Source organism: Sphingomonas sp. SAFR-052 (genome assembly GCF_051965015.1).
In the GTDB taxonomy this organism is placed as follows: Bacteria; Pseudomonadota; Alphaproteobacteria; order Sphingomonadales; family Sphingomonadaceae; genus Sphingomonas.
In genome coordinates this window covers 13,674-35,127 of sequence record NZ_JBQCMO010000008.1, presented here as the reverse complement: position 1 = coordinate 35,127, position 21,454 = coordinate 13,674, and the positions used below count along the sequence as shown (strand labels likewise).

The following is a 21,454-nucleotide window of genomic DNA, read 5'->3' as shown; positions in this document are numbered from 1 at the left end:
TGAAGGAGCAGCACCTATCCGTCCGCCCATGATGCGTCGCCCGAATGCGCCGCCGCCGATGAACGGCCCCCGATTCAACGAGTTCATCCAGTCGCCAAAGGTCCGCGTGATCGACCATGAGGGCGAGAATCTGGGTGTGATGTACACGCGCGAAGCGATCGCGCAGGCGGCCGAGGTCGGGCTCGATCTGGTCGAGGTGTCGCCGAACGCCGATCCGCCCGTCGCGAAGTTCCTCGACGTGGGCAAGTTCAAGTACGAGGCGCAGAAGAAGGCGAACCTCGCCCGCAAGACCCAGAAGACGCAGGAGATCAAGGAGATCAAAATGCGTCCGAACATCGACGATCATGATTATGATACGAAGATGAAGAAGGTCGAGGAATTCATCACCGAGGGCGACAAGGTGAAGGTCACGATGCGCTTCCGCGGTCGCGAACTGAGCCACGGCCAGCTCGGCATGGCGGTGTTGCAGCGCGTCGCCGAGGCGACCCAGGAAATCGCCAAGGTCGAAGCCTATCCGCGCATGGAAGGCCGGCAGATGCTGATGGTGCTGGCGCCCAAATAAGCGCCGCCGTCGGTCCTACGACCTGAACAAGCCGCCATGTCCGGGCCGGACATGGCGGCTTTGTTATGTTTAAACGCTGGCATACGGATGGTCGGCATCGGGTTTGCCAATGACCTGATCATCATTGTCGCATGCCAGACCGGCGGTCCCGCGCCGCCGGCTTGACTAGTCGCCGCACGATGGTTGCGATCGATACGGTATCCAATCCTTAACGGCGCTTTCGTACCAACGGCACGATTTGTCCGAAATGACGCAATCGGTTCGCATAACGCGTTAACTATTGGCTCATATCGATGGCCAATGCGGTTTTCATCCAAACAAATTCCAATGATTTTACAGAGTTGCGCCGTCGCGACGGCCTTCGTGCTGTTCAGCCTCTGGCCGCCTGCCACCGGGCGGATGCTGCTGGTGTCGCTCGACGGGTCCAGCCGCAACGATGTCGCCAGGGTCGCGCTGGCGGGTGGGGCCGCGCTGCTGCGCGCCGGCAGCCTGCCCGGATCGATGGTGGTGTCGGGCAACCGCGCCGACATCGCGGTGCAGCGTCGCGGGCGCGCGATCCTGATCCTCGCCGCCGCCGGCATCACCTGCGGGAGCGGCGATCGTGGCGAATAGGACGGGGCCCCAGACGATGCTGGCACGGATGAAGGCATTGGTCCTGCACGAACCGGCCGGGACCCTCGGCTCGCTCGACCGGCTGCGCTATCATGGGATCAAGGCCTGGGCGCTGCTCGGCTGGGTGTCGCTGATCCTGCTGCTGATCGGCAATGCGATGATGGACAGCGGGATCGGGGTGCCGCTGTTCGCGATCGGCGTCGTGCTGAACCTCGCGCCGACGGTGGTTGCGTTGCAGGGCCGCTATGATGCGACCGCGCGCGCGCTGATGGGGACGCTCGCCGCGACGATCCCGGCGATGCTCGTCTTCCTGTTGCGCGGCCATGCGTGGCAGATGGACGCGCATATGTATTTCTTCGTCGGGATGGCGGCGCTGGTCGTGCTGGCCGACTGGCGGCCGATCGCGGTGACGACGGTGCTGACGGCGCTGCATCACATCCTGCTCGAATGGCTCGCGCCCGATTATGTCTTTACCGGCGACGGCAATATCGGACGCATCGCGTTTCACGTCGTCGCGGTCGGGCTGCAATTCGGGACGCTGACGGTGCTGACCATCCAGCTGTGCCGCCTGTTCGAGACGCAGGACCGCGCCGTGCGCCGCGCGCGCGAACTGGCCGGGGCGGCGGCCGAGGGGCAGCGCCGGACCGAGGACGCGATGCGGCTCGCACGCGCCGCCGAACAGGACGCCGCCGAACAGCGCCGCCGCCGCGAGGAACAGGCGGCGCGCATTGCCGGCGACCGCCACCGCGAGCTCATCGAACTGGCCCGGCAATTCGAACGATCGGTGACGACCGTCGTCCGCAGCATCAGCGACACGACCGACCGGCTGGAGGGTGCGGCCGAAACGCTGGAGGACGTGACCGGACTTGCCCGGTCGGAAGCGGTCGAGGCGTCGGCCGGCGCCCACCGCGCGACCGACGATCTTGCTTCGGTCGCCGCATCGATCCGCGATCTGTCGGCGTCGATCTGGACCATCGCCGCGGCAGCGGAACAGCAGAACGATCTGACTGGCACTGCCAGTGGACAAGCAGCGCGCAGCGTGCGGACCGTCGAAATGCTGGAGGAACAGGCGGTCCAGATCGAAGGATTCCTCGCCGATATCCGTGCCATCGCGTCGAAGACGAACCTGCTGGCACTGAACGCTACCATCGAGGCTGCCCGCGCCGGCGAAGCCGGTCGCGGCTTTGCGGTCGTCGCTAGCGAAGTGAAGGCGTTGTCGTCCGATACCCGCCGGGCCAGCGACCGGATCAGCGCGCTGATCGGCGGCATTCGCGGTGGCGTCGCCGATACCAGCGACAAGCTGCGCTCGGTGCACCAATCGATCGAGGAGGTCGCTGCTGCCGCCGCAGGCATCGCCGCCGCGGTGCGCGACCAGAGCGTCAGTTCGCGCGAGGTCGACGATGGCGCCGCCCGCGTCGCGGCGGCGGCGGCGGCGGCCGGACAGCAGCTTGAAACCGTCGCCACCGCCGCCAGCGCCGCGTCATCGCTGTCCGCGGCGGTGCGGGCCAGTATCGGCCAGCTGGCCGGCAGCGCGGGCGACCTGCGCCAGTCGACCGATCAGTTCGTCGCGTTCCTTCGCACCGATCAGGCCCAGCCCAGCCCGGCCCGTGCCACCGCCTCGGCATAGCCCCGCATCCCGGCGACGCCGCGCGCCGTCAGCACGATGAACGCGCGGCGCTTGTCGGCCGGGTCCTCCTGCCGCGCGACCAGCCCGGCATCGGTCAGCGTCGTGATCCAGCGCAGCGCGGTGGTCGGCGGCACGGCGGAGGCGATGCACAGGCTCGACACCGAGACATTGCCCTCCTCCAGCCGCGCGGCGAACAGGTCGAGCAGCATGTCCCATGCCGGATCGGCGAACAGTTCGGGTGCGAAGAACTGGTCGCGCAGCCGTCGCGCGCGGATCGCGCCGCGCACGGTCGCCGCTGATATCGCCGCCACCGGCGCGTCGCCGGCATCGGGTGCGGCGAAATCGTCGGTGCGGTCGCGCACGCCCTCCCCCGTATCGCCGTCGCGAGCCAGCCGTGCCAGCGCCTCGGCGATGCGCGCCACCTCGGCATTCAGCCGCCGCAGCCGCTCGGCGTCACGCTCGACCGCGCTAAACCCGGCACCGCTCCCGGCGCCCAGCACGATCGCGGCGATCCGCTCCTCGGGCCGCGCCTCGCACAGCAGCGTCGCGGGACCGCCCAGCAGGTGCAGCGACACCATGTCGATCGCCTCGACGCCGAAACTGACCACCAGCTGCGCCCGATCGCGCTCGGCCCTCGCGGCAAGGATCGGTAGCGCAGCGTCGAGCGTCTCGATCGCGACCCCGGTCGCATCGACCAGCAGCAGGTCGGCATGGGTGACGTCGTCCAGCGCCTGCGCCAGCCCGGCAAAGCCGATCGCTGCCGCAACCGCGACCCCGGCATGGCGGAGCGTCGCCTGTGCATCCGCCATCGCCAGCGCGTCGTCGGCGACGATCACCGCCCGCCGCGCCGCCGCCGATTGCTGCTCGAATCCGTCAAAATCGGTCACCGCCTGCCCCTTTACGATCACGGCGCCGATCGCACCGCAACCGTTGCGATGGAGCAACGAACCGCGTCAGTCCATCGCCTTGACGATCTCCTCGACCATCTTCTTGGCATCGGCCAACAACATCATGGTGTTATCGCGGTAGAAAACTTCGTTATCGACCCCGGCATAGCCGACGCCGCCCATCGACCGCTTGATGAACAGCACCGTCTTCGCCTTTTCGACATCGAGCACCGGCATGCCGTAGATCGGCGAAGTCTTGTCGGTCTTGGCCGCCGGGTTGGTCACGTCATTGGCACCGATGACGAAGGCGACATCAGTCTGCGCAAATTCGGAGTTGATGTCCTCCAGCTCGAACACATCGTCATAGGGCACGTTCGCTTCGGCGAGCAGCACGTTCATATGCCCCGGCATCCGCCCGGCGACCGGATGGATCGCATATTTCACGCGGACGCCATGCTCCTTCAGCTTGTCGCCCATTTCGCGCAGCGCATGCTGCGCCTGCGCCACCGCCATGCCGTAGCCGGGCACGATGATGACCTGTTCGGCCTGTTGCATCAGGAAGGCGGCGTCCTCGGCGCTGCCGCGTTTCCACGGCCTGTCGACCGCTGCCGCCCCGCCCCCGCCGCTGTCGGTCGCGCCGAAGCCCCCAGCGATCACGCTGATGAAGCTGCGGTTCATTGCCCGGCACATGATGTAGCTGAGGATCGCGCCCGACGACCCGACCAGCGCGCCGGTGATGATCATCGCGCTGTTGCCGAGCGTGAAGCCCATCGCCGCCGCCGCCCAGCCCGAATAGCTGTTGAGCATCGAAACCACGACCGGCATGTCCGCGCCGCCGATCGGAATGATGAGCAGGAAGCCGATCGCGAACGACAGCACGAGGATCGTCCAGAACGGCCACGCCGCCTGTCCATGCGCGAATATCGCGACGAACAGCAGGATCGCCGCGAGCACGCCCAGGTTGATGGCATGGCGACCGGGCAGCAGGATCGGCTTTCCGCCCATATTGCCGTTGAGCTTCAGGAAGGCGATGACGGAGCCGGAAAAGGTGATCGCACCGATCGCGACGCCCAGCCCCATCTCGACCTTGCTGACCGGATTGATGACCTGGAACGGTTGCCCGATCATCGGCACGACCAGCGACGAGATGCCGAACGCGCCCGGGTTGAGGTAGGCGGCGATCCCGACCAGCACCGCCGCCAAGCCGACGAGGCTGTGAAAGGCAGCTACCAGTTGGGGCATCGCGGTCATCGCGATGCGTTTGGCGGTGGTCAGGCCGATGACCGCGCCGATGCCGATGGCGGCAAGGATTTCTAGCAGCGTTGCCGTTTCGAGTTCCAGCACAGTGCGCCCGATCCCATCGGGGCGCACCGGCAGATGCGTAAAGATCGTCGTCAGCACCGCGATCCCCATGCCGATCATGCCGAGGCGATTGCCCCGCCGGCTGGTCGCGGGCGATGACAGGCCGCGCAGCGCAAGGATGAAGCACACCCCCGCCACCAGATAGGCGAGGGCGACCCATGGATTGACCGGCGCGGCCTCGTGCATGCCCCTCACCCCTTCTTCTTGTACATGGCGAGCATGCGTTCGGTGACGGCAAACCCGCCGAAGATGTTGATGCTGGCCAGCACCACGCCCAGCAGCCCCAGCCATTTCGCCCCCGGCACTCCGGCGGCCGCGGCCGCGATCAGCGCGCCGACGATGATGACCGACGAAATGGCGTTGGTGACCGCCATCAACGGCGTGTGCAGCGCCGGCGTCACCGACCACACGACATAATAGCCGACGAAACAGGCGAGGACGAAGATCGACAGGATCGAGAGGAAGTCCATCGGTTACTCCGTTGGATGGGCCGGATAATGGGCCGAAGGTAGATCGGCATGCAAATCCTCCCCGGCACGGGAAGGATCAGCAGCCGTAGACAGGACGGTACTCAAATCCTCCCCAAGTGTGCTTGGGGAGGGGGACCGCCGGCGCAGCCGGGGGTGGAGGGGCAGCGCGGTTTCCACGATCGCTGCGGCTGCGGCGTCGGCATCGGCCAACACGTCGCGGGCTGGAATGCGCCGAACGGTCAACCCATATGAGGCAAGCGCCGCATCCCGCTCGACGTCGCGGGCAGGCCGGTCACCGCGGTTATGTGCTTCTCCGTCAATCTCGACCACCAACCGCGCCCGCGCGCAGTAGAAGTCGAGGACATAGGTCAGCACCGGATGCTGCCGACGAAACTTCAGTCCATGCGGTTCGAGGCGGAGGCGTTGCCACAGCAGCACTTCCGGCAAGCTCATTCCCCGACGTAGCCGACGCGCGTGCCGGACTGTCGAGGCCCCTCCACCACGCTTCGCGCGGTCCCCCTCCCCATGCGCAGCACGGGGAGGATTTGGAGGCGACTCCCCCCTCACCGCTTGGCCAGCACAAGTTCCGCGAGCAGCCGCTGGATCGCCGCCGGATCGGCGTTGCGGCTGACCTTCAGCGACAGCGGCATCGCCTCGCCGGTCACCCACAGCTTCAGGTCGCTGTCGAGGTCGAAGGTCCCCGCGCTTTCGACCGAAAAGCTCTGGATCGAGCGATAGGGTACGCTGCGGAACGAGATTTTCGAGCCGGTAAGCCCCTGCACGTCGACCAGCACGAAACGGTAATTGGTCAGGAACGCGGTGTCGCGCAGCGAGCGGAACGCGGCGAGCACCTCTTCGCCGCCGATCAGCGCATGGCCGTATTTCTCGCGGATTTCCGCCGGGTCGACTTCGTGGCTGCTGAACAAACCCATGGCGTTTCCCTCTGTAGAATCAGTCGGTCAGGCGCGGACTTACGATCTGGCCGTCGCGGGTCAGCACGATCGCCTGGGTCACTTCGTCATCGGGCGGCAGGACGGGCCGGCCGGCGTCCTTGTCCCAATAGGCCGACAGAAAGTTGTAAAGGTTACGCGCAAACAATGCCGATGCGTCCGCGGCCAGCCGGCTCGCCACGTTGCGATGGCCGACGATGGTGACACCGTGACGCTGCACGACCTCGCCCGCGACCGATCCCTCGACATTGCCGCCCTGTTCGACCGCGAGATCGACGATGACGCTGCCCGGCCGCATCGACGCGACCTGCGCATCGCTGACGAGGCGCGGGGCGGGTTTGCCGGGGATCAGCGCGGTGGTAATGACGATGTCCTGTTTGGCGATGTGACCGGAGACCAGTTCGGCCTGGGCCGCCTGATATTCGGCGCTCATCTCACCGGCATAGCCGCCCGCGCCCTCGCCCTCGATCCCCGCCACCTTCTCGACGAAGATCGGCTTGGCACCGAGCGACTGGATCTGTTCCTTCGTCGCGGAGCGGACGTCGGTGGCGCTGACCTGCGCGCCCAGCCGACGGGCAGTCGCGATCGCCTGCAACCCGGCGACGCCCACGCCCATCACGAACACGCGCGCCGCGCTGACCGTGCCGGCGGCGGTCATCATCATCGGAAAGGCGCGGCCATATTCGGACGCGGCATCGAGCACCGCCTTATACCCCGCCAGATTGGCTTGCGACGACAATATGTCCATCGACTGGGCACGGGTGATGCGCGGCATCCATTCCATCGCCAGCGACTCCAGCCCCAGCGCCGCATAGCCCGCGATCCGCGCGCGGTCGGCAAAGGGGTTCAGCCCGGCGACCAGCCACGCCCCCCGCTTCGCCCCCGCCAGCGATTCCGGGGCCGGCGGCGCCACGCCGAGCAGGATATCGGCATCGGCGATCGTCTCGGCCCGCGAACCGACGGTCGCGCCGGCGGCGGCATAGGCAGCATCGTCGATCGACGCACTGGCCCCCGCCCCCTGTTCGATCGCGACCGTCGCGCCCAGTGCGATCAGCTTCTTGACGGTTTCGGGGGTCGCGGCGACCCGGCGCTCGCCGGCGGCCTGTTCGGCGAGGACCGCGATGCGCATCTCAGCCCGCGATCAGCCAGATGACGAACGCGGCGATCAGGGCGCAGATGATCGTGCCCCAGGTGAACCAGCGAATGAAGCTGCTGTACGTCCCGGCATGGGCGGGGGTGTGGCCGTCGCTCGCCATTGATGAACCTCTCCATACTGCCTTGTTCAGGCAACTCTAACGCAGGTTGGACCAAGAACAAGCCCCGCGCCGCCCCGGACGGTTTTCTCGACCGTCTTAAGGCGAACTTTACGCCCGCTGGCGCAAGACGGTGTCGATCCGGGACGGCAGGGACGTGGAAACAGCAATGACGCGAGACGGACAGCGAGTGCTGATGGTGATCGACGACGAACCGGCCCAGCGCCGGTTGGTCGCCGCGATCGCGGGGCGGCGCGGCTGGCGGACGGTGTTCGCGAGCGATGCGGCGACGGCGATTGCCATGCTGAACACGCCCGACGGGCTGGCGCTCGATGCGGTGCTGCTCGACCATTGGTCGCCCGATGCCGATGCGCTGGCGCTGATCGCCGATCTGCGCAGGGCGCGACCGATGCTGCCGATCCTGATGCTGACCGCCAATGAATCGGTCGCGGGCGCGGTTGCGGCGATGCGCGCGGGCGCAAGCGATTTCCTGGTCAAGCCGCTGGCCGCCGAACGGCTGCTCGCCGCGCTGGAGGCCGCAGCGGGGGCAAGCGGCGACGGCGAACTGCGCCCGCTGACCGAAAAACTGTCGATGACGCTGGCCTTCGACGAGATCGTCGGATCGGCCCCGCAATTCCGCGCCGCGCTGGCGATCGCGGCCAAGGCGGCGCGCGCCCGCGTGCCGGTGCTGATCGAGGGCGAGAGCGGCGTCGGCAAGGAAGTCGTCGCCGAAGCGATCCACGCCGCCTCGCCGCGCGCGCGCAAGCCGATGGTCCGCGTCAATTGCGGCGCGATCGCCGCCAATCTGGTCGAAAGCGAGCTGTTCGGCCATGAAAAGGGCGCGTTCACCGGCGCGTTCGAACGCAAGGCCGGCCGGTTCCAGGAGGCGGACGGCGGCACCATCTTCCTCGACGAGATCGGCGAGATGCCGTTCGAGACGCAGGTGAAGCTGCTGCGCGTGCTGCAATCGGGCGAGATCCAGTCGGTCGGCGCGCGTACCACGCGCGAGGTCGATGTCCGGGTGATCGCCGCGACCAACAAGACGCTGATGGCCGAGGTCGAGGCCGGTCGATTCCGCGAGGACCTGTATTACCGGCTGAACGTCGTGCAGGTGACGATCCCGCCGCTGCGCGACCGGCGCGGCGACATTCCGGCGCTGGCCCGCCATCTACTGACGCGGATCGCGCAACAGCCGGGCTTGCGGCAGCTGGGCATCACCGACGATGCGGTCGCGCTGCTCGACAGCTATGGCTGGCCGGGCAATGTCCGACAGTTGCAGAACGCGCTGTTCCGTGCGGCGGTGCTGTGCGAGGGCGACGCGCTGACCCGCGGCGATTTCCCGCAGATCGCGCAGATCGCACAGGGCGAGGCGCCCCCGCCGGTCAGCCTCGTTCCGCGCCACGACATGGCGGGCGGAGTGACGCTGTTCCGCCCCGACGGCAATCTGCGCATGCTGGAGGAGATCGAGGCTGACGTCATCCGCCTCGCCATCGGCCATTATCGCGGCCGCATGACCGAGGTCGCCCGGCGGCTGGGGATCGGCCGCTCGACGCTGTACCGCAAGCTGGGCGAACTGGGGATCGACCAGAGCGCGGCGTAAGGGGCTTGGCGTGCGCTGAACCGTATCCCCGCGCAGGCGGGGATCCAGAGCCAAGGGCGTTGCGCTTGACAACCCGGGATCCCCGCCTGCGCGGGGATACGATCAGGCGACGACCTCCCGCCATTCCCCCGGCGCCAGTCCCTCGACCGTCCACCCGCCGACCTGCCACCGGACCAGCCGCAGCGTCGGCAGGCCGACCGCTGCGGTCATCCGCCGCACCTGCCGGTTGCGGCCTTCGCGGATGGTGATCGACAGCCAGTGATCGGGCACGGTCTTGCGAAAGCGCACCGGCGGCACCCGCTCCCATAATGCGGGCGGATCGATCGCGGCGACCTCCGCCGGGCGGGTCGGTCCGTCGTTCAGCGTCACTCCGCGCCGCAGCCGGTCGAGCGCCGCATCGTCGTGCGCCCCCTCGACCTGCACGAAATAGGTCTTGGCCAGCTTGAACCGCGGATCGGCGATGCGCGCCTGCAGGCGGCCGTCATCGGTCAGCAGCAGCAACCCCTCGCTGTCGCGGTCGAGCCGTCCGGCTGGATAGACGCCGGGCAGCGCGACATGGTCCGACAGCGTCTCGCGCGCCCCCTCGGTCCCGCGATCGGTGAATTGCGACAGCACGCCGTACGGTTTGTTGAGCAGGATCAGCCGCGCCATGCCGCCCTGTCGGCGATTCGCCCCGCGCTGTCGACAAGGAACCGACTATCGCCGCGAACCGTCCCTCCCCCTATAGCCGTTTACGACCATCGGTGGAGAAGCCCCATGAAGACCGTTTCGACCGCCCGCGCCCATGGCGGCACGCAGAGCGTCTATTCCCACGAATCGACCGTGACCGGCACGACGATGACCTTTTCCGTGTTCGTGCCGCCGCTGGAACCCGGACAGCGTGCGCCGGTGCTGTGGTATCTGTCGGGACTGACCTGCACCCATGCCAATGTCACCGACAAGGGCGAGTATCGCGCCGCCTGTGCTGCGGCGGGTATCACCTTCATCGCGCCCGATACCTCGCCGCGCGGCGACGGCGTGCCCGACGATCCGGAGGCCGATTGGGATTTCGGACTGGGCGCCGGTTTCTATGTCGATGCGACCGAGGATCCGTGGGCGCAACACTATCGCATGCGTTCCTATGTCGAGGACGAGCTGCCCGCGCTGATCGCCGCCGAATTTCCGATGCTCGATTGCAGCCGCCAGTCGATCACCGGCCATTCGATGGGCGGGCATGGCGCGCTGACCATCGCGCTTCGCAATCCCGACCGGTTCCGTTCCGTCTCCGCCTTCGCGCCGATCGTCGCGCCGTCGCAGGTGCCATGGGGGGAAAAGGCGCTGGGCGGCTATCTCGGCAACGACCGCTCGGCATGGCGCGCGGCGGACGCGGTCGCGCTGATCGAGGACGGCGCGCGGGTGCAGGAAATTCTGGTCGATCAGGGGGATGCCGACACTTTCCTGTCCGAACAGCTACGCCCCGACTTGCTGGCAAAGGCATGTGCCGATGCCGGGATCGACTGCACGCTCAGGATGCAGCCGGGCTATGACCACAGCTATCATTTCATCTCGACCTTCATGGCCGATCACGTCCGCTGGCATGGCGAGCGTCTCCGGTAATCAGGCCACGCCCCGCGCGTCGATCAGGTCGAGCACGTCGCCGATCAACGCACGCATCGCCGCGCGTGCCGCGATCGGGTCGCGCGCGGCGATCGCCTCTGCGACCGCCGCATGCTGCTCGACGCTCGCCGAGCGGCCGACGATGGTGTTGGTGAAGCGGATCGAGGTGTTGAGCGCGGTCGCCACCATCTCGCGGAACTGCGCGTAGAACGGGTTCTTCGCCGCCAGCAGGATCGCGACGTGGAAATCGATATCGGCGTCGAGCGGATCGTCCTCGCCGCGTTCCGCCGCTGCCATCCGCGCCAGACCATCGGCGATCCGCGCCTGATCGGCATCATCGGCCGCGACCGCCGCCAGCGCCGCCGCCTCCGGCTCGATCGCGACGCGCAGCTGGTTGAACTGGCGCAGCAGATCGACCGAGAATTTACGATCCAGCAGCCAGTGCAGCACATCGGGGTCGAACAGGTTCCATGCCGCCGCCGGGCGCACCACCGTCCCCTGGCGCGGGCGGGCGCTGACCAGCCCCTTGGCGGTGAGCATCTTCACCGCCTCGCGCGTCACCGACCGGCTGATGCCGTGCGCCTTGCCGATTTCCGCTTCGGTCGGGAACGGCCGTTCGTCATATTCGCCGGTCACGATCGCGCGGCCGAGCGTATCGAGCGTCGCGCGGGTCAAATTGCCGCCGGGCATTCCGCTCATCCGCGCCGCCATCCCGTCTCCTTTCGGTTCGTCCATCGCGCTTGGCACTGGACACGATGTATTCGTCGTATAATTGTCCGCCTCCAAAAGCCAGTGGGCCGGGGAGGAAACCATGCGTCTGTCGACGATCGATCTGATCGTCGTGGTCATCTATGCGATTGGCATTTTCGGCCTCGCGCAATGGGTGAGCCGCGACAAGGGGGGGCATCAGAAGGACAGCTCCGATTACTTCCTTGCGTCCAAATCGCTCCCTTGGTGGGCGATCGGCGCGTCGCTGATCGCGGCCAACATCTCGGCCGAACAGATCGTCGGCATGGCGGGCTCTGGCTATGCGATCGGTCTCGCCATTGCCTCGTACGAATGGATGGCGGCGCTGACGCTGCTGATCGTCGGCAAATTCTTCCTGCCGATCTTCCTGCGCAACGAAATCTACACGATGCCGCAGTTCCTCGAGCAGCGCTACGGCCCGTCGATCCGCACGCTGATGGCGGTGTTCTGGCTGGCACTGTACGTGTTCGTGAACCTGACGAGCATCATCTGGCTCGGCTCGATCGCGGTGACGCAGGTCGCGGGCGTCGACCAGACGGTGGCGCTGATCGGACTCGGCCTGTTCGCGCTGCTGTACCAGTTGCGCGGCGGGCTGAAGGCGGTGGCGCTGACCGATATCGTGCAGGTCACGCTGCTGGTGTTCGGCGGTCTCACCATCTCCTATCTGACGCTGTCGCAGATCGGTGGCGATGCCGGGGTCGTCGGCGGCTTCCACGAACTGACCCGCCGCGCGCCCGAAAAATTCCAGATGATCCTGACCCCCGACAATCCTTTCTACAAGGATCTGCCGGGCCTGTCGGTGCTGATCGGCGGCATGTGGATCGCAAACCTCAGCTATTGGGGCTTTAACCAGTACATCATCCAGCGCGCACTCGCCGCCAAGTCGCTGCCCGAAGCGCAGAAGGGCATCGTGTTCGCGGCGTTCCTGAAGCTGCTGATGCCGTTGGTGATCGTCGTGCCGGGCATGGCGGCGGTGCTGCTCGCGCCCGATCTCGCCAAGCCCGACGAAGCCTATCCGACGATGATGCGGCTGCTGCCCTCGGGGCTGCTCGGCCTCGTCTTCGCCGCGCTGATCGCCGCGATCATCGCCTCGACCGCGTCGAAGATCAATTCGATCGCGACGATCTTCACCCTCGACCTCTATGCCAAGCGCACCAGCGAGAGCGGGCAGATGGATGCCGGGCAGGAACGCAAGCTGGTCCGCATCGGTCGGATCGCCGCTACCATCGCCATCCTGATCGCGATCGTCGCCGCGCGTCCATTGCTGGGCGGCGCAGATCAGGCGTTCCAGTTCATTCAGGAATTCTCCGGCTTCTTTACGCCGGGGATCACCGTGATCTTCCTGCTGGGCCTGTTCTGGAAACGTGCGACCGAAGCCGGCGCGATCGGCGCTGCGATCGCCTCGGTCGTGCTGTCCTATCTGTTCCGCAGCTTCGCGCCCGGCATCCCGTTCATGGACCGGATGGGCATCGTGTTCCTGCTCAGCCTCGGCCTCGCCATCCTGTTGTCGCTGGCGGTGAAGGGGCGTGGCGACGCCAACCGCATCACCATGCAGGGCGTGTCGTTCGGCACGTCGACCGGCTTCAACGTCGCCGGCCTCGGCGTCATCCTGATCCTCATCGCGCTGTACGCGACATGGTGGTGAGCCCGTTCATCGCCCTCGACTGGGGCACCACCAACCGCCGCGCCTATCGCATCGAAGACGGGCGCATCGCCGCGACCGTCAAGTCGCCGAAGGGCGTGTCGGCGATGGCGGCGGACGAATACCCGCAAGAAATGGCGGCGATCCGGGCGGAACTGGGCGACCTGCCGGTGCTGATGGCCGGGATGGTCGGATCGACGATCGGCTGGCGGGTCGCCCCCTATGTCGCGGTCCCAGCCGATATCGCCGACATCGCCGCGCACCTCACCTGGATCGACGATCGGACCGCGATCGTCCCCGGCCTGTCCTTCACCGACGGCAGTCACGGCGACGTGATGCGGGGCGAGGAAGTGCAGTTGCTCGGCGCGGCGCTGGCCGGACAGGTACCGGCGGACGCGCTGCTCTGCCAGCCCGGCACGCACTGCAAATGGGTCGAGCTGACCGGGGGCAAGGTCACCGCCTTCACCACCGCGATGACCGGCGAATTGTTCGCGCTGCTGAAGGGCGGCGGCGTGCTCGCCCCGCAGCTTGCCGCACCGGTCACCGCCGGCGACGCGTATCGCGAAGGCGTGCGCGAAGGCGCGAAACGCGACCTCGCCGCCAGCCTGTTCGGCATCCGCGCGTCGCACGTCCTCGGTCTCCGCGACGAAGCGCAGGCAGCATCATATGCCAGCGGCGTGCTGATCGGCAGCGACGTCGCCGCGCGCATCGGCGACGGTCGCGACGTACACCTCGTCGCCGATGGCGATCTCGCCACCCTCTACGCCACCGCGATCGAGACGCTGGACGGCCGCGCCATTGTCAGCGGGTGCGAGCATGCCTTTATCGCCGGTATCACCCATATCCGAAAGTTGTCCGCATGAGCCATTTGTCCGCCTTCGACGCCGCCTTCGCCCGCTGCCCGCTGGTCGCGATCCTGCGCGGGGTCCAGCCGAATGAGGTGGAAGCGATCGGCGACGCGCTGATCGATGCCGGCTTCACCATCGTCGAAGTGCCGCTCAACTCGCCCGATCCCTATGAAAGCATCACCCGCCTGTCGAAGAAGCTGGAGGGGTATGCGGCAGTAGGCGCGGGCACCGTACTCACCGTTGAACAGGTCGAACGGGTCGAGGCAGCCGGCGGCACGCTCATCATCTCGCCCAACGCCAATACCGCGGTGATCTCGGCCGCGGCGACACGCGGGCTGGTGGCGATGCCGGGCATCGCGACCCCGACCGAAGCCTTTGCCGCATTGGAAGCCGGTGCCGCCGCACTCAAACTCTTCCCCGCCGAAGCCGCCAGCCCGGCGGTGATGAAGGCGATGCGCGCCGTGCTCCCGCGCGACGTGCGGATGCTGCCGGTCGGCGGGATCGTGCCGTCGGTGCTGGCCGATTGGCACAAGGCGGGCGCGGCCGGGTACGGTCTGGGGTCGGCGCTGTACGTGCCCGGCATGGACGCGGACACGGTCGGCGAACGCGCACGGGCGTTCGTCGCGGCATGGAACGCGCTGGAGAAGTAAGCTGCACGCTGACAAACGTCACCCCAGCGAAGGCTGGGGTCTCAAGCGACTCTGTCGCGACCGATAACCGCGAGACCCCAGCCTTCGCTGGGGTGACGTTTTCGGCCCTGGGTAGACGCGTTGCCGTACCCCCGAACGAACCGACGGAAACCCGACCCGCTCCAACCGTTCCCCCTGCTCCCCCCAAGCCGGAGCACCGCCCATGTCGCACCCCCGTCCCGTCCTCGGCCTGTTCGCTGGCATCGCCGCCGGCCTGATCGCATCCGCCGCGATGGCTGCGTTCCAGTCGGTCGCCGCCAAGCCGATGGGACAGGACCAGAGCGATGACGATCCCGCGACGGTCAAGGCCGCCGACAAGGTCGCGCTTGCCACTACCGGCACCCGCGTACCCGACGCCTATCGCCCGCAGGCGGGACAGGCGGTGCATTATCTGACCGGCGCGGCACTGGGCGGGCTGTACGGCGTGCTCACCGAATATCGGCCGGGCGCGGCGAGCGGCTTCGGCAGCCTGTACGGCATCGCGACCTCGGCCCTGCTCGACGAAGCGGCGGTGCCGGCAGCGGGGCTGGGATCGGCGCCATGGGATACGTCCGCCGCGACCCACGCCTATGGCGCGCTGGCGCATCTGGTGTTCGGCGTATCGCTGGAAGGGGCGAGGTCGCTGCTGGGAGGTCGGCAGGGGTAGGCTTGCCTCCCCTCAGCCTATCCGCCCCATCCGTTCGGTCCGAGCAGCTTCGAGCTTGTCGAGAAGCGTCCGTCGAGAACCCGTTTGGGGCAGCCCTTCTCGACTACGGTTCTCGACAGGCTCGAACCTGCGCTCGAAGCGAACGGAGGAAGTGAGGGTAAAGTAGCGGCAGCCTACCGCCCGACCAACTCCACCGCAGCAACCTCGATCACCGGCACCTCCCACGGATGCACCGCGACGATCGCTGCCAGCGCTTCCGCAATATCGGCCCCGACGGCCGCATAGCTCTTCACCACCACCGTCGACACCACTTCGGCCTCGCCGGCCCGCCCGGTCGTAGGCACCGCGTCCGCGCCCGGCACGAAGCTCTCCAGCCCGAACCCCAGTTCGAACACCCCGCGATATGGCCCGATCGCGCCGAGAACGTCGCTGCCCCGGATCACGCCGACCACGCCCGCCAGCACCGGATCGTCGGCCAGCGCCGCCGCCTCGCCCGCCTGCAACCGGGCCAGCACATTGCCCGACACCGGACAATGCACCCGCACCACCTGCACCCCCGTCCGCGTCACAGCAGCAGCCAGTCGTTGCGGCTGCGCGGCTTGATCTCGCCGCCGCCCTGCCGCCGCGCCAATTCGGTCTCCGCGGTATAGCGGACATCCTCGTCGCGATCGGTCAGGAAGCCGTCGAGCGAATCGTCGTCGATCTCGGTCCAGGCCCGCCCGCGATCGGGACCATAGCGCACCCGCGGCAACAACCCGGGCAGCCGCGACCATTCGAGCAGCTGCGCGATCGACGCCTCGTTCAGCATGTCGCGCAGGTGGAAGGCCGTGACATAGGCATCGGGAAACGCCCGGTGTGCCGGCAGCCCACGTTCATGCTCCATGCCCTGCGGTTTGCGCCAATAGCGCAGCATCTGGTTCGAAAAGCCCGGGCTGTCCGGCCACAGCCGCAGCGCGCATTTCCACGTACAGATCCAGTCGGCCCCGTGCGTCAGCTGCGCGGTACAGAATTTCTGTTCGAAATCGGCACGATGCGCCGCCAGCGCGATCCGGCGCGGATAGGGGTCGAGCACGCGGCGTGCGATATCCTGCCACCATGGCGCGTCCGCCACCTGTTCGTCGAGGATATGGTGCACCGCCTGCGTCACCGGCGGGATCGGGCGGCCGGGATTGACGAAATGCTGCCCGCCCTCGCCCGTCAGCTCCCAGCGGCCATCCTCGCCCAGCGCCACGTCCTGCCAGCCGACCTCGCACACGCCATGCGCGGGTGGAGCCTGCCCGGTGGTTTCGAGGTCGACGACACGGATGATCTGCGGTTGCGCCATCGATAACAGATGGCGCTTCGGGGCCGGAAAAGCCACCCTTCGAGCCGGACCGTACGGCAGGAAGGATGGTTCGCGCGAACCAAAGCTACCCTCGCACCACCCCCGACGCCGCCAACTGCGCGTCGACCTCCGCCAACAACCGCGCCAAGCCGTCCGCATCCCGCGCCTCGGCCCGCGCGGTCAATACGTCCTGCGTGTTCGATGCGCGCAGCAGCCACCATCCGTCCGCCGTCGTCACCCGCGCGCCGTCGGTGGTGTTGACGTCCGCCCCCGAAGCCGCCAGCCGCGCCAGCACCTCGTCGACCACCGCGAACTTGCGCGCCTCGTCGACCTTGAAGCGCAGTTCGGGGGTGGTCGCCATTTCGGGCATGGCATCGCGCAATTCGGTCAGCGACCGTCCGCTCATGTGAATCGCGCGGATCAGCCGCACCGCCGCATAGGGCGCATCGTCGAACCCGTAATCGTCGCCGCCGAAAAACACGTGTCCCGACATTTCGGCGGCAAGCGGCGCGCCAGTCTCGAGCAGCTTGGTCTTCACCGGGCTGTGCCCGGTCTTCCACATCAGCGGTTTGCCGCCCAGTTCGGCGATGCGGTCGAACAGCAGCTGGCTGGCCTTTACGTCCGCGATGATCGTCGCGCCCGGCGTCTCGCGCAGTTGCGGCTCGGCCAGCAGCATCAGCAGCTGGTCGCCCCACAACGTCCGCCCCCGGCCGTCGACCGCGCCGATCCGGTCGCCATCGCCGTCGAACGCCAGCCCGAAATCCAGCCCCTTGTCGACGACGAGCCGTTTCAGGTCGACCAGATTGGCTTCCTCGGTCGGGTCGGGATGATGATGGGGGAAGCGGCCATCGACCTCGGTGAACAGCAGGTGATGCTCGCCGGGCAACAGCGCGACCAGCCGCTCGATCACCGGGCCCGCCGCCCCGCTGCCGGTGTCCCAGCCGATGCGATAGCTGCCGCCGGCATAGCCCGCCATCAGCCGCCCGACATAGGCGTCGACATGGTCGTGGTCGGTCACCGTGCCAGCACCTTCGTCCCAATCGCCCGCCGCCGCGATCGCGCCCAGCCGCTGGATATCGTCCCCGAAGAACGGGCGATGCTGCAGCACCATCTTGAAGCCGTTGTAATCGGCTGGATTGTGGCTGCCGGTGATCTGGATGCCGCCATCGACCTCCAGCATCGCTTCGGCATGATAGAGCATCGGCGTGGGGCCAAGGCCGATGCGCACCACGTCCACCCCGCTGGCGGTCAGCCCGGCGACCAGCGCCGCCTCCAGCTCGGGCGACGACAACCGCCCGTCGCGCCCGACCACGACCCGCGTACCGCCCGCGCGCCGCACCAGCGTCGCAAAACCGCGCCCGATCGCATGTGCATCGGCGCTGCCCAGCGTCCGCCCGACGACGCCGCGAATGTCATATTCGCGCAGCGAACTGGGGTGGAAGTGGTGGGTCATGCCGGAATCCTCGCCGCTACAGAGCGGCCGATCCTAAGGCGAAGCGGCATAGAAGAAAAAGGGGTTCACGCGGAGGCGCGAAGGCGCGGAGGAGGCACGGGCTTGGCGGAACGCCCGCAAACGGGAAACCTATTCCCTAACTGCAACCGAAAATGAGGCCGCTGGCGCGGGGGGCGTCGCGCAGAACGCAACCCCTTCGCGTCTTCGCGTGAACCCCTATCTTCTTCCCGACTTCAATGCCGCAACCGCCCCAACAGCACGTCGCGTGCCGCGTTGATCCGCCGCGCCAGATCGGCCGATCCGCCGCGATCGGGGTGCACCGCCTGCATCAGCCGCCGGTGCGCCGCGCGGATTTCACCCGCCTTCGCATCCTTGGCCACGCCCAGGATCGCGCGCGCCTCCGCCTCGCTGCCGACCTTTTTCGGCTTGGCGCGCAGCCATAGCCAGAACGCCAGGATCAGCGCGACGATCAGGACCAGCTTGAGCATTGCCGCCGGTCAGGTCAGATCGCGGTCGGTGCGCCGAGCGGTTCGGGCAGTTGCAGCCCGCCCATCATCTCGCGCAGCTCCTGCCGCGCGGCGACATGCGCCAGGCCCATCTCACCGAATTCGTTGCGGTCGAGCATGGTCAGCCCCGACGGGAACAGCTCGCGATAGACGACGCGTTCGGACAGGCCCGGCGTCACGCGGAAACCGACGCGCTTCGACAGTTGGTTGATCGCTTCCGACACGCGGCGCATGTTGCGTGCCTCGATATGCTGCAACCGGTTGCGCAGCACGACCCAGTCGATCGTCGACCCGTCGATCTTCGCGCGGTGCTTGCGCGTTTCCCAGATCAGTTCGGAATAGAAGCTCGGCCGCGTCACCTTGAACGTGTCGGGATCGACCTGTCCGATCAGGTCGAAATCGACGAAGCTGTCGTTCATCGGCGTGACCAGCGTGTCGGCGTTGGTCACCGCGATCCGGGCGAAGCGATCGTCGCGGCCCGGCGTGTCGATCACCAGAAATTCGGCATGTTCGCCGAGGCGTCCGAGCGCGTCGTTGAAGCGCGTCATGCTCTCGCCGTCATGCGTGTCATAGACCGGCATCGGCAAGTTGCGACCGGTGCGCTTGATCGTCTCCGCCCGGTTGTCGAGATAGCGGCCCAGCGTCCGTTGGCGATGGTCGAGGTCGAAGCACGCGACGCGCGCGCCCTTTGCCGCCAATGCGATGGCGACATGCACTGCCGTCGTCGACTTGCCGGTGCCGCCCTTCTCGTTGGCGAACACGATGACGTGCAACCGATCCGAACCTTCGTCCAAGCGCGCAACCCAACCTTGTTGATCCCGGGCGGCCTGATCCAGTAAAGCCGCCTCCCCCACCCATATCGAAGGGCCATCGGCCGTGCAAATTATACGTCGGTTGGAGGTGCTTCGCGGAGCGCTCGACCAGTTTACCCGTGCCGGGGAAAGCGTCGCGCTGGTCCCGACCATGGGCGCGCTCCACGCCGGGCACATGGCATTGGTCGATGCCGCCCGGCGCCGCGCGGCCCGCGTCGTCGTGTCGATCTTCGTCAATCCCAAACAGTTCGGCCCGAACGAGGATCTGGCGCGCTATCCCAGGCGCGAGGCCGCCGATGCGCAGATGCTGTCGGAGGCCGGCGTCGACATCCTCTGGGCACCCGAGGTCGAGGAAATGTACCCGGCGGGCTTTGCCACCAATGTCAGCGTGGCGGGCGTCAGCGAGGTCCTCGACGGCGCACACCGCCCCGGCCATTTCGACGGCGTTGCGACCGTGGTCAGCAAGTTGTTCGGACAGGTCCGCCCGGCGGTCGCGCTGTTCGGCGAAAAGGATTTCCAGCAACTCGCCGTCATCCGTCGCATGACCGCCGACCTGCACCTGACGCCCGAAATCGTCGGCGTGCCGACCCAGCGCGAGGACGACGGGTTGGCGCTGTCGTCGCGCAACATCTATCTCGACGAAACCGAACGCGCCCGCGCCGTCGCCCTGCCGCGTGCGCTGGGCGAGGCGAAGCGCGGCATCGAGCGCGGCGACGACCCGGCGACCGCGCTGGCGGCGGCGATCGCGACGCTGACCCGCGCCGGCTTCGACACCGATTACGTCACGCTGGTCGACGCCGAAACGCTGACCGCCCCGGTCCGCGGCCGTCCGGCGCGGCTGCTGGCGGCGGCACGGATCGGCACGACGCGGTTGATCGACAATATCGCGGTGACGTTCGAGTAATAGGGAGAGGGGTTCACCCGCAGGGGGTTCTGGACGCGCCCCCTCTCCTATAACGTGATTATAGCAAGCAGAACCGTTCGTGCTGAGTAGGGGCTAAGCTTGTCGATGACCCGTATCGAAGCACATGCTCGCGACGGTCCTTCGATACGCCCTTTCGACAGGCTCAATGGCTACTCAGGACGAACGGGTCAGGGTCAGGTCATTCGACCCTAAACCCGAACCAGCATCCACACCGCCATCGCGACCATCAGCAAATTCTCGGTCAGCGACACGAACCCCAGCGGCACATTGCTGTTACCGCCCACGCACGCGCATTTGAGCGAGCGTTTGTCGATATAGACCGCCTTCACCACCGACACCGCGCCGACCGTGCCGATCACCAGCGCGACCGGAATCGCGATCCACAGCAGCGCGCTGGCGATCATCAGCACGCCCGCCAGTCCCTCCGCCCACGGATAGACCCACGCATAGCGCACCACCCGCTGCGCCAGCAGGTCATAGCCCAGAAAACCGTTGGCGAACCCGTCGATATCACGCAGCTTCTGCAACGATAATAGACACATGGCGATGCCGACGAACCATTCCCCGGCGCGCATGGTCAGCGCATCGCCGAACGCCGAATAGCTCGCCGCCAGCGCGATCGCCGCTGCCATGCCGAAGATCGCGGCGACGGGCGCATAGGTCGTCGCTTTGGGATCGCGGACGCGCAGCCCGAAGAAGCGCCGCAGATCGTCATGCCCGCCGATCCGCTGCCCGTCGATAAAGGTCTGCGGCGTCGTCTTGACGCCATGCTCGGCCTTGAACGCATCGACCTCGGCGCGCGTGGTCAGATGCCGGTCATCGACGCGGTAACCATGCCGTCGCAACAGATCGAGCGCCCGCCGTCCGAACGGGCAAACATGATCGGGCATTACCATGCGGTAGAGGGTAGCGGTCTTGGCCATCGCGGCTCCTTTCGACCGCT

The 21,454-nt window shown here is 67.3% G+C and carries 25 protein-coding genes; 10 read left to right on the top strand and 15 right to left on the bottom strand.

Annotated elements, in window-relative coordinates; genetic code table 11:
- Window positions 1-28 precede the first annotated feature (28 nt).
- The 3 genes from infC (at window position 29) to ACTHQV_RS14275 (ending at window position 2,801) form a co-directional block, all read left to right on the top strand.
- Entirely contained in the window at window positions 29-562 is a 534-nt protein-coding gene (gene infC, locus ACTHQV_RS14285) for a translation initiation factor IF-3 (protein ID WP_242119809.1), read from the top strand.
- A 327-nt stretch (window positions 563-889) separates the two neighbouring features.
- Window positions 890-1,174 carry a hypothetical protein gene (locus tag ACTHQV_RS14280; RefSeq protein WP_440491183.1) on the top strand — a complete coding sequence of 95 codons (285 nt, stop codon included), beginning with the start codon at window positions 890-892 and terminating at the stop codon, window positions 1,172-1,174.
- On the top strand, window positions 1,164-2,801 hold the full coding sequence (locus ACTHQV_RS14275) for a methyl-accepting chemotaxis protein (RefSeq protein WP_440491181.1): 1,638 nt from the start codon (window positions 1,164-1,166) through the stop codon (window positions 2,799-2,801). The genes ACTHQV_RS14280 and ACTHQV_RS14275 overlap by 11 nt, the downstream gene beginning before the upstream one ends.
- On the opposite strand, the gene ACTHQV_RS14270 is transcribed toward ACTHQV_RS14275, so the two are convergent.
- From ACTHQV_RS14270 to ACTHQV_RS14240, 7 genes are all read right to left on the bottom strand, one after another.
- Window positions 2,759-3,745 (bottom strand): winged helix DNA-binding protein, encoded by a 987-nt coding sequence (locus tag ACTHQV_RS14270; RefSeq protein WP_440491180.1) that lies wholly within the window; start codon window positions 3,743-3,745, stop codon window positions 2,759-2,761. The genes ACTHQV_RS14275 and ACTHQV_RS14270 overlap by 43 nt on opposite strands.
- Window positions 3,746-3,754: 9 nt before the next feature.
- Window positions 3,755-5,236, bottom strand: a complete 1,482-nt coding sequence (locus ACTHQV_RS14265; RefSeq protein ID WP_440491178.1) for an NAD(P)(+) transhydrogenase (Re/Si-specific) subunit beta — start codon at window positions 5,234-5,236, stop codon at window positions 3,755-3,757.
- A gap of 5 nt (window positions 5,237-5,241) precedes the next feature.
- A complete protein-coding gene (locus ACTHQV_RS14260; protein ID WP_055757824.1) occupies window positions 5,242-5,520 on the bottom strand; it encodes an NAD(P) transhydrogenase subunit alpha in 279 nt (92 codons plus the stop codon).
- A 3-nt stretch (window positions 5,521-5,523) separates the two neighbouring features.
- Window positions 5,524-5,958 (bottom strand): endonuclease domain-containing protein, encoded by a 435-nt coding sequence (locus ACTHQV_RS14255; RefSeq protein WP_440491376.1) that lies wholly within the window; start codon window positions 5,956-5,958, stop codon window positions 5,524-5,526.
- 125 nt (window positions 5,959-6,083) lie between these two features.
- Window positions 6,084-6,452, bottom strand: a complete 369-nt coding sequence (locus tag ACTHQV_RS14250; protein WP_056452913.1) for a PH domain-containing protein — start codon at window positions 6,450-6,452, stop codon at window positions 6,084-6,086.
- Window positions 6,453-6,471: 19 nt separating this feature from the next.
- The gene (locus tag ACTHQV_RS14245) at window positions 6,472-7,599 is read right to left on the bottom strand and encodes a Re/Si-specific NAD(P)(+) transhydrogenase subunit alpha (RefSeq protein WP_440491177.1); all 1,128 of its coding nucleotides are present in this window, start codon (window positions 7,597-7,599) and stop codon (window positions 6,472-6,474) included.
- Between the two features lies 1 nt (window position 7,600).
- The gene (locus tag ACTHQV_RS14240) at window positions 7,601-7,726 is read right to left on the bottom strand and encodes an aa3-type cytochrome c oxidase subunit IV (protein ID WP_440491176.1); all 126 of its coding nucleotides are present in this window, start codon (window positions 7,724-7,726) and stop codon (window positions 7,601-7,603) included.
- A gap of 166 nt (window positions 7,727-7,892) precedes the next feature.
- Between ACTHQV_RS14240 and ACTHQV_RS14235 the strand changes: the two genes are divergently transcribed.
- Window positions 7,893-9,323 (top strand): sigma-54-dependent transcriptional regulator, encoded by a 1,431-nt coding sequence (locus tag ACTHQV_RS14235; RefSeq protein WP_440491174.1) that lies wholly within the window; start codon window positions 7,893-7,895, stop codon window positions 9,321-9,323.
- 102 nt (window positions 9,324-9,425) lie between these two features.
- Here the strand turns inward: ACTHQV_RS14235 and ACTHQV_RS14230 are convergent, their stop codons facing one another.
- Window positions 9,426-9,974 carry a pseudouridine synthase gene (locus ACTHQV_RS14230; RefSeq protein WP_440491173.1) on the bottom strand — a complete coding sequence of 183 codons (549 nt, stop codon included), beginning with the start codon at window positions 9,972-9,974 and terminating at the stop codon, window positions 9,426-9,428.
- Between the two features lie 105 nt (window positions 9,975-10,079).
- Between ACTHQV_RS14230 and fghA the strand changes: the two genes are divergently transcribed.
- Window positions 10,080-10,919, top strand: coding sequence for an S-formylglutathione hydrolase (gene fghA, locus ACTHQV_RS14225; protein WP_440491172.1), 840 nt, complete (start codon window positions 10,080-10,082; stop codon window positions 10,917-10,919).
- Here fghA and ACTHQV_RS14220 read toward each other — a convergent pair whose 3' ends face one another.
- Entirely contained in the window at window positions 10,920-11,630 is a 711-nt protein-coding gene (locus ACTHQV_RS14220; protein WP_440491171.1) for a FadR/GntR family transcriptional regulator, read from the bottom strand. It abuts the gene before it with no gap.
- A gap of 100 nt (window positions 11,631-11,730) precedes the next feature.
- On the opposite strand from ACTHQV_RS14220, the gene ACTHQV_RS14215 reads away from it, so the two are divergent.
- The 4 genes from ACTHQV_RS14215 (at window position 11,731) to ACTHQV_RS14200 (ending at window position 15,491) form a co-directional block, all read left to right on the top strand.
- Window positions 11,731-13,311 (top strand): sodium/sugar symporter, encoded by a 1,581-nt coding sequence (locus tag ACTHQV_RS14215; protein ID WP_440491169.1) that lies wholly within the window; start codon window positions 11,731-11,733, stop codon window positions 13,309-13,311.
- Window positions 13,302-14,171: a 2-dehydro-3-deoxygalactonokinase gene (locus ACTHQV_RS14210; protein WP_440491167.1), complete on the top strand. Its 870-nt coding sequence runs from the start codon at window positions 13,302-13,304 to the stop codon at window positions 14,169-14,171. Before ACTHQV_RS14215 ends, ACTHQV_RS14210 begins: the two co-directional genes overlap by 10 nt.
- Window positions 14,168-14,806, top strand: coding sequence for a 2-dehydro-3-deoxy-6-phosphogalactonate aldolase (locus ACTHQV_RS14205; RefSeq protein ID WP_440491165.1), 639 nt, complete (start codon window positions 14,168-14,170; stop codon window positions 14,804-14,806). Before ACTHQV_RS14210 ends, ACTHQV_RS14205 begins: the two co-directional genes overlap by 4 nt.
- A gap of 202 nt (window positions 14,807-15,008) precedes the next feature.
- Window positions 15,009-15,491, top strand: coding sequence for a DUF1440 domain-containing protein (locus ACTHQV_RS14200; protein WP_440491163.1), 483 nt, complete (start codon window positions 15,009-15,011; stop codon window positions 15,489-15,491).
- A gap of 173 nt (window positions 15,492-15,664) precedes the next feature.
- Here ACTHQV_RS14200 and ACTHQV_RS14195 read toward each other — a convergent pair whose 3' ends face one another.
- The 5 genes from ACTHQV_RS14195 to ACTHQV_RS14175 form a co-directional block, all read right to left on the bottom strand.
- Window positions 15,665-16,060: a hypothetical protein gene (locus tag ACTHQV_RS14195; protein WP_440491162.1), complete on the bottom strand. Its 396-nt coding sequence runs from the start codon at window positions 16,058-16,060 to the stop codon at window positions 15,665-15,667.
- A complete protein-coding gene (locus tag ACTHQV_RS14190; protein ID WP_440491161.1) occupies window positions 16,057-16,815 on the bottom strand; it encodes an exonuclease domain-containing protein in 759 nt (252 codons plus the stop codon). The genes ACTHQV_RS14195 and ACTHQV_RS14190 overlap by 4 nt, the downstream gene beginning before the upstream one ends.
- A gap of 85 nt (window positions 16,816-16,900) precedes the next feature.
- A complete protein-coding gene (pgmG, locus tag ACTHQV_RS14185; protein ID WP_440491160.1) occupies window positions 16,901-18,268 on the bottom strand; it encodes a phosphoglucomutase/phosphomannomutase PgmG in 1,368 nt (455 codons plus the stop codon).
- Window positions 18,269-18,501: 233 nt separating this feature from the next.
- Window positions 18,502-18,756: a J domain-containing protein gene (locus ACTHQV_RS14180; RefSeq protein ID WP_440491158.1), complete on the bottom strand. Its 255-nt coding sequence runs from the start codon at window positions 18,754-18,756 to the stop codon at window positions 18,502-18,504.
- Between the two features lie 14 nt (window positions 18,757-18,770).
- Window positions 18,771-19,568 (bottom strand): division plane positioning ATPase MipZ, encoded by a 798-nt coding sequence (locus tag ACTHQV_RS14175; protein WP_440491157.1) that lies wholly within the window; start codon window positions 19,566-19,568, stop codon window positions 18,771-18,773.
- A gap of 82 nt (window positions 19,569-19,650) precedes the next feature.
- On the opposite strand from ACTHQV_RS14175, the gene panC reads away from it, so the two are divergent.
- A complete protein-coding gene (panC, locus tag ACTHQV_RS14170) occupies window positions 19,651-20,490 on the top strand; it encodes a pantoate--beta-alanine ligase (protein WP_440491155.1) in 840 nt (279 codons plus the stop codon).
- 209 nt (window positions 20,491-20,699) lie between these two features.
- On the opposite strand, the gene ACTHQV_RS14165 is transcribed toward panC, so the two are convergent.
- Window positions 20,700-21,434, bottom strand: a complete 735-nt coding sequence (locus ACTHQV_RS14165) for a MauE/DoxX family redox-associated membrane protein (RefSeq protein WP_440491153.1) — start codon at window positions 21,432-21,434, stop codon at window positions 20,700-20,702.
- Between the last annotated feature and the right edge of the window lie 20 nt (window positions 21,435-21,454).

What these genes read in the sequence shown, in the direction of transcription:
- infC (WP_242119809.1), top strand. Translation starts at nt 29, where the DNA reads ATGATGCGTCGCCCGAATGCGCCGCCGCCGATGAACGGCCCCCGATTC.
- ACTHQV_RS14280 (WP_440491183.1), top strand. Translation starts at nt 890, where the DNA reads ATGATTTTACAGAGTTGCGCCGTCGCGACGGCCTTCGTGCTGTTCAGC.
- ACTHQV_RS14265 (WP_440491178.1), bottom strand. Translation starts at nt 5,236, where the DNA reads ATGCACGAGGCCGCGCCGGTCAATCCATGGGTCGCCCTCGCCTATCTG.
- ACTHQV_RS14260 (WP_055757824.1), bottom strand. Translation starts at nt 5,520, where the DNA reads ATGGACTTCCTCTCGATCCTGTCGATCTTCGTCCTCGCCTGTTTCGTC.
- ACTHQV_RS14250 (WP_056452913.1), bottom strand. Translation starts at nt 6,452, where the DNA reads ATGGGTTTGTTCAGCAGCCACGAAGTCGACCCGGCGGAAATCCGCGAG.
- ACTHQV_RS14245 (WP_440491177.1), bottom strand. Translation starts at nt 7,599, where the DNA reads ATGCGCATCGCGGTCCTCGCCGAACAGGCCGCCGGCGAGCGCCGGGTC.
- ACTHQV_RS14240 (WP_440491176.1), bottom strand. Translation starts at nt 7,726, where the DNA reads ATGGCGAGCGACGGCCACACCCCCGCCCATGCCGGGACGTACAGCAGC.
- ACTHQV_RS14235 (WP_440491174.1), top strand. Translation starts at nt 7,893, where the DNA reads ATGACGCGAGACGGACAGCGAGTGCTGATGGTGATCGACGACGAACCG.
- ACTHQV_RS14230 (WP_440491173.1), bottom strand. Translation starts at nt 9,974, where the DNA reads ATGGCGCGGCTGATCCTGCTCAACAAACCGTACGGCGTGCTGTCGCAA.
- fghA (WP_440491172.1), top strand. Translation starts at nt 10,080, where the DNA reads ATGAAGACCGTTTCGACCGCCCGCGCCCATGGCGGCACGCAGAGCGTC.
- ACTHQV_RS14220 (WP_440491171.1), bottom strand. Translation starts at nt 11,630, where the DNA reads ATGGCGGCGCGGATGAGCGGAATGCCCGGCGGCAATTTGACCCGCGCG.
- ACTHQV_RS14215 (WP_440491169.1), top strand. Translation starts at nt 11,731, where the DNA reads ATGCGTCTGTCGACGATCGATCTGATCGTCGTGGTCATCTATGCGATT.
- ACTHQV_RS14210 (WP_440491167.1), top strand. Translation starts at nt 13,302, where the DNA reads ATGGTGGTGAGCCCGTTCATCGCCCTCGACTGGGGCACCACCAACCGC.
- ACTHQV_RS14205 (WP_440491165.1), top strand. Translation starts at nt 14,168, where the DNA reads ATGAGCCATTTGTCCGCCTTCGACGCCGCCTTCGCCCGCTGCCCGCTG.
- ACTHQV_RS14200 (WP_440491163.1), top strand. Translation starts at nt 15,009, where the DNA reads ATGTCGCACCCCCGTCCCGTCCTCGGCCTGTTCGCTGGCATCGCCGCC.
- ACTHQV_RS14190 (WP_440491161.1), bottom strand. Translation starts at nt 16,815, where the DNA reads ATGGCGCAACCGCAGATCATCCGTGTCGTCGACCTCGAAACCACCGGG.
- pgmG (WP_440491160.1), bottom strand. Translation starts at nt 18,268, where the DNA reads ATGACCCACCACTTCCACCCCAGTTCGCTGCGCGAATATGACATTCGC.
- ACTHQV_RS14180 (WP_440491158.1), bottom strand. Translation starts at nt 18,756, where the DNA reads ATGCTCAAGCTGGTCCTGATCGTCGCGCTGATCCTGGCGTTCTGGCTA.
- ACTHQV_RS14165 (WP_440491153.1), bottom strand. Translation starts at nt 21,434, where the DNA reads ATGGCCAAGACCGCTACCCTCTACCGCATGGTAATGCCCGATCATGTT.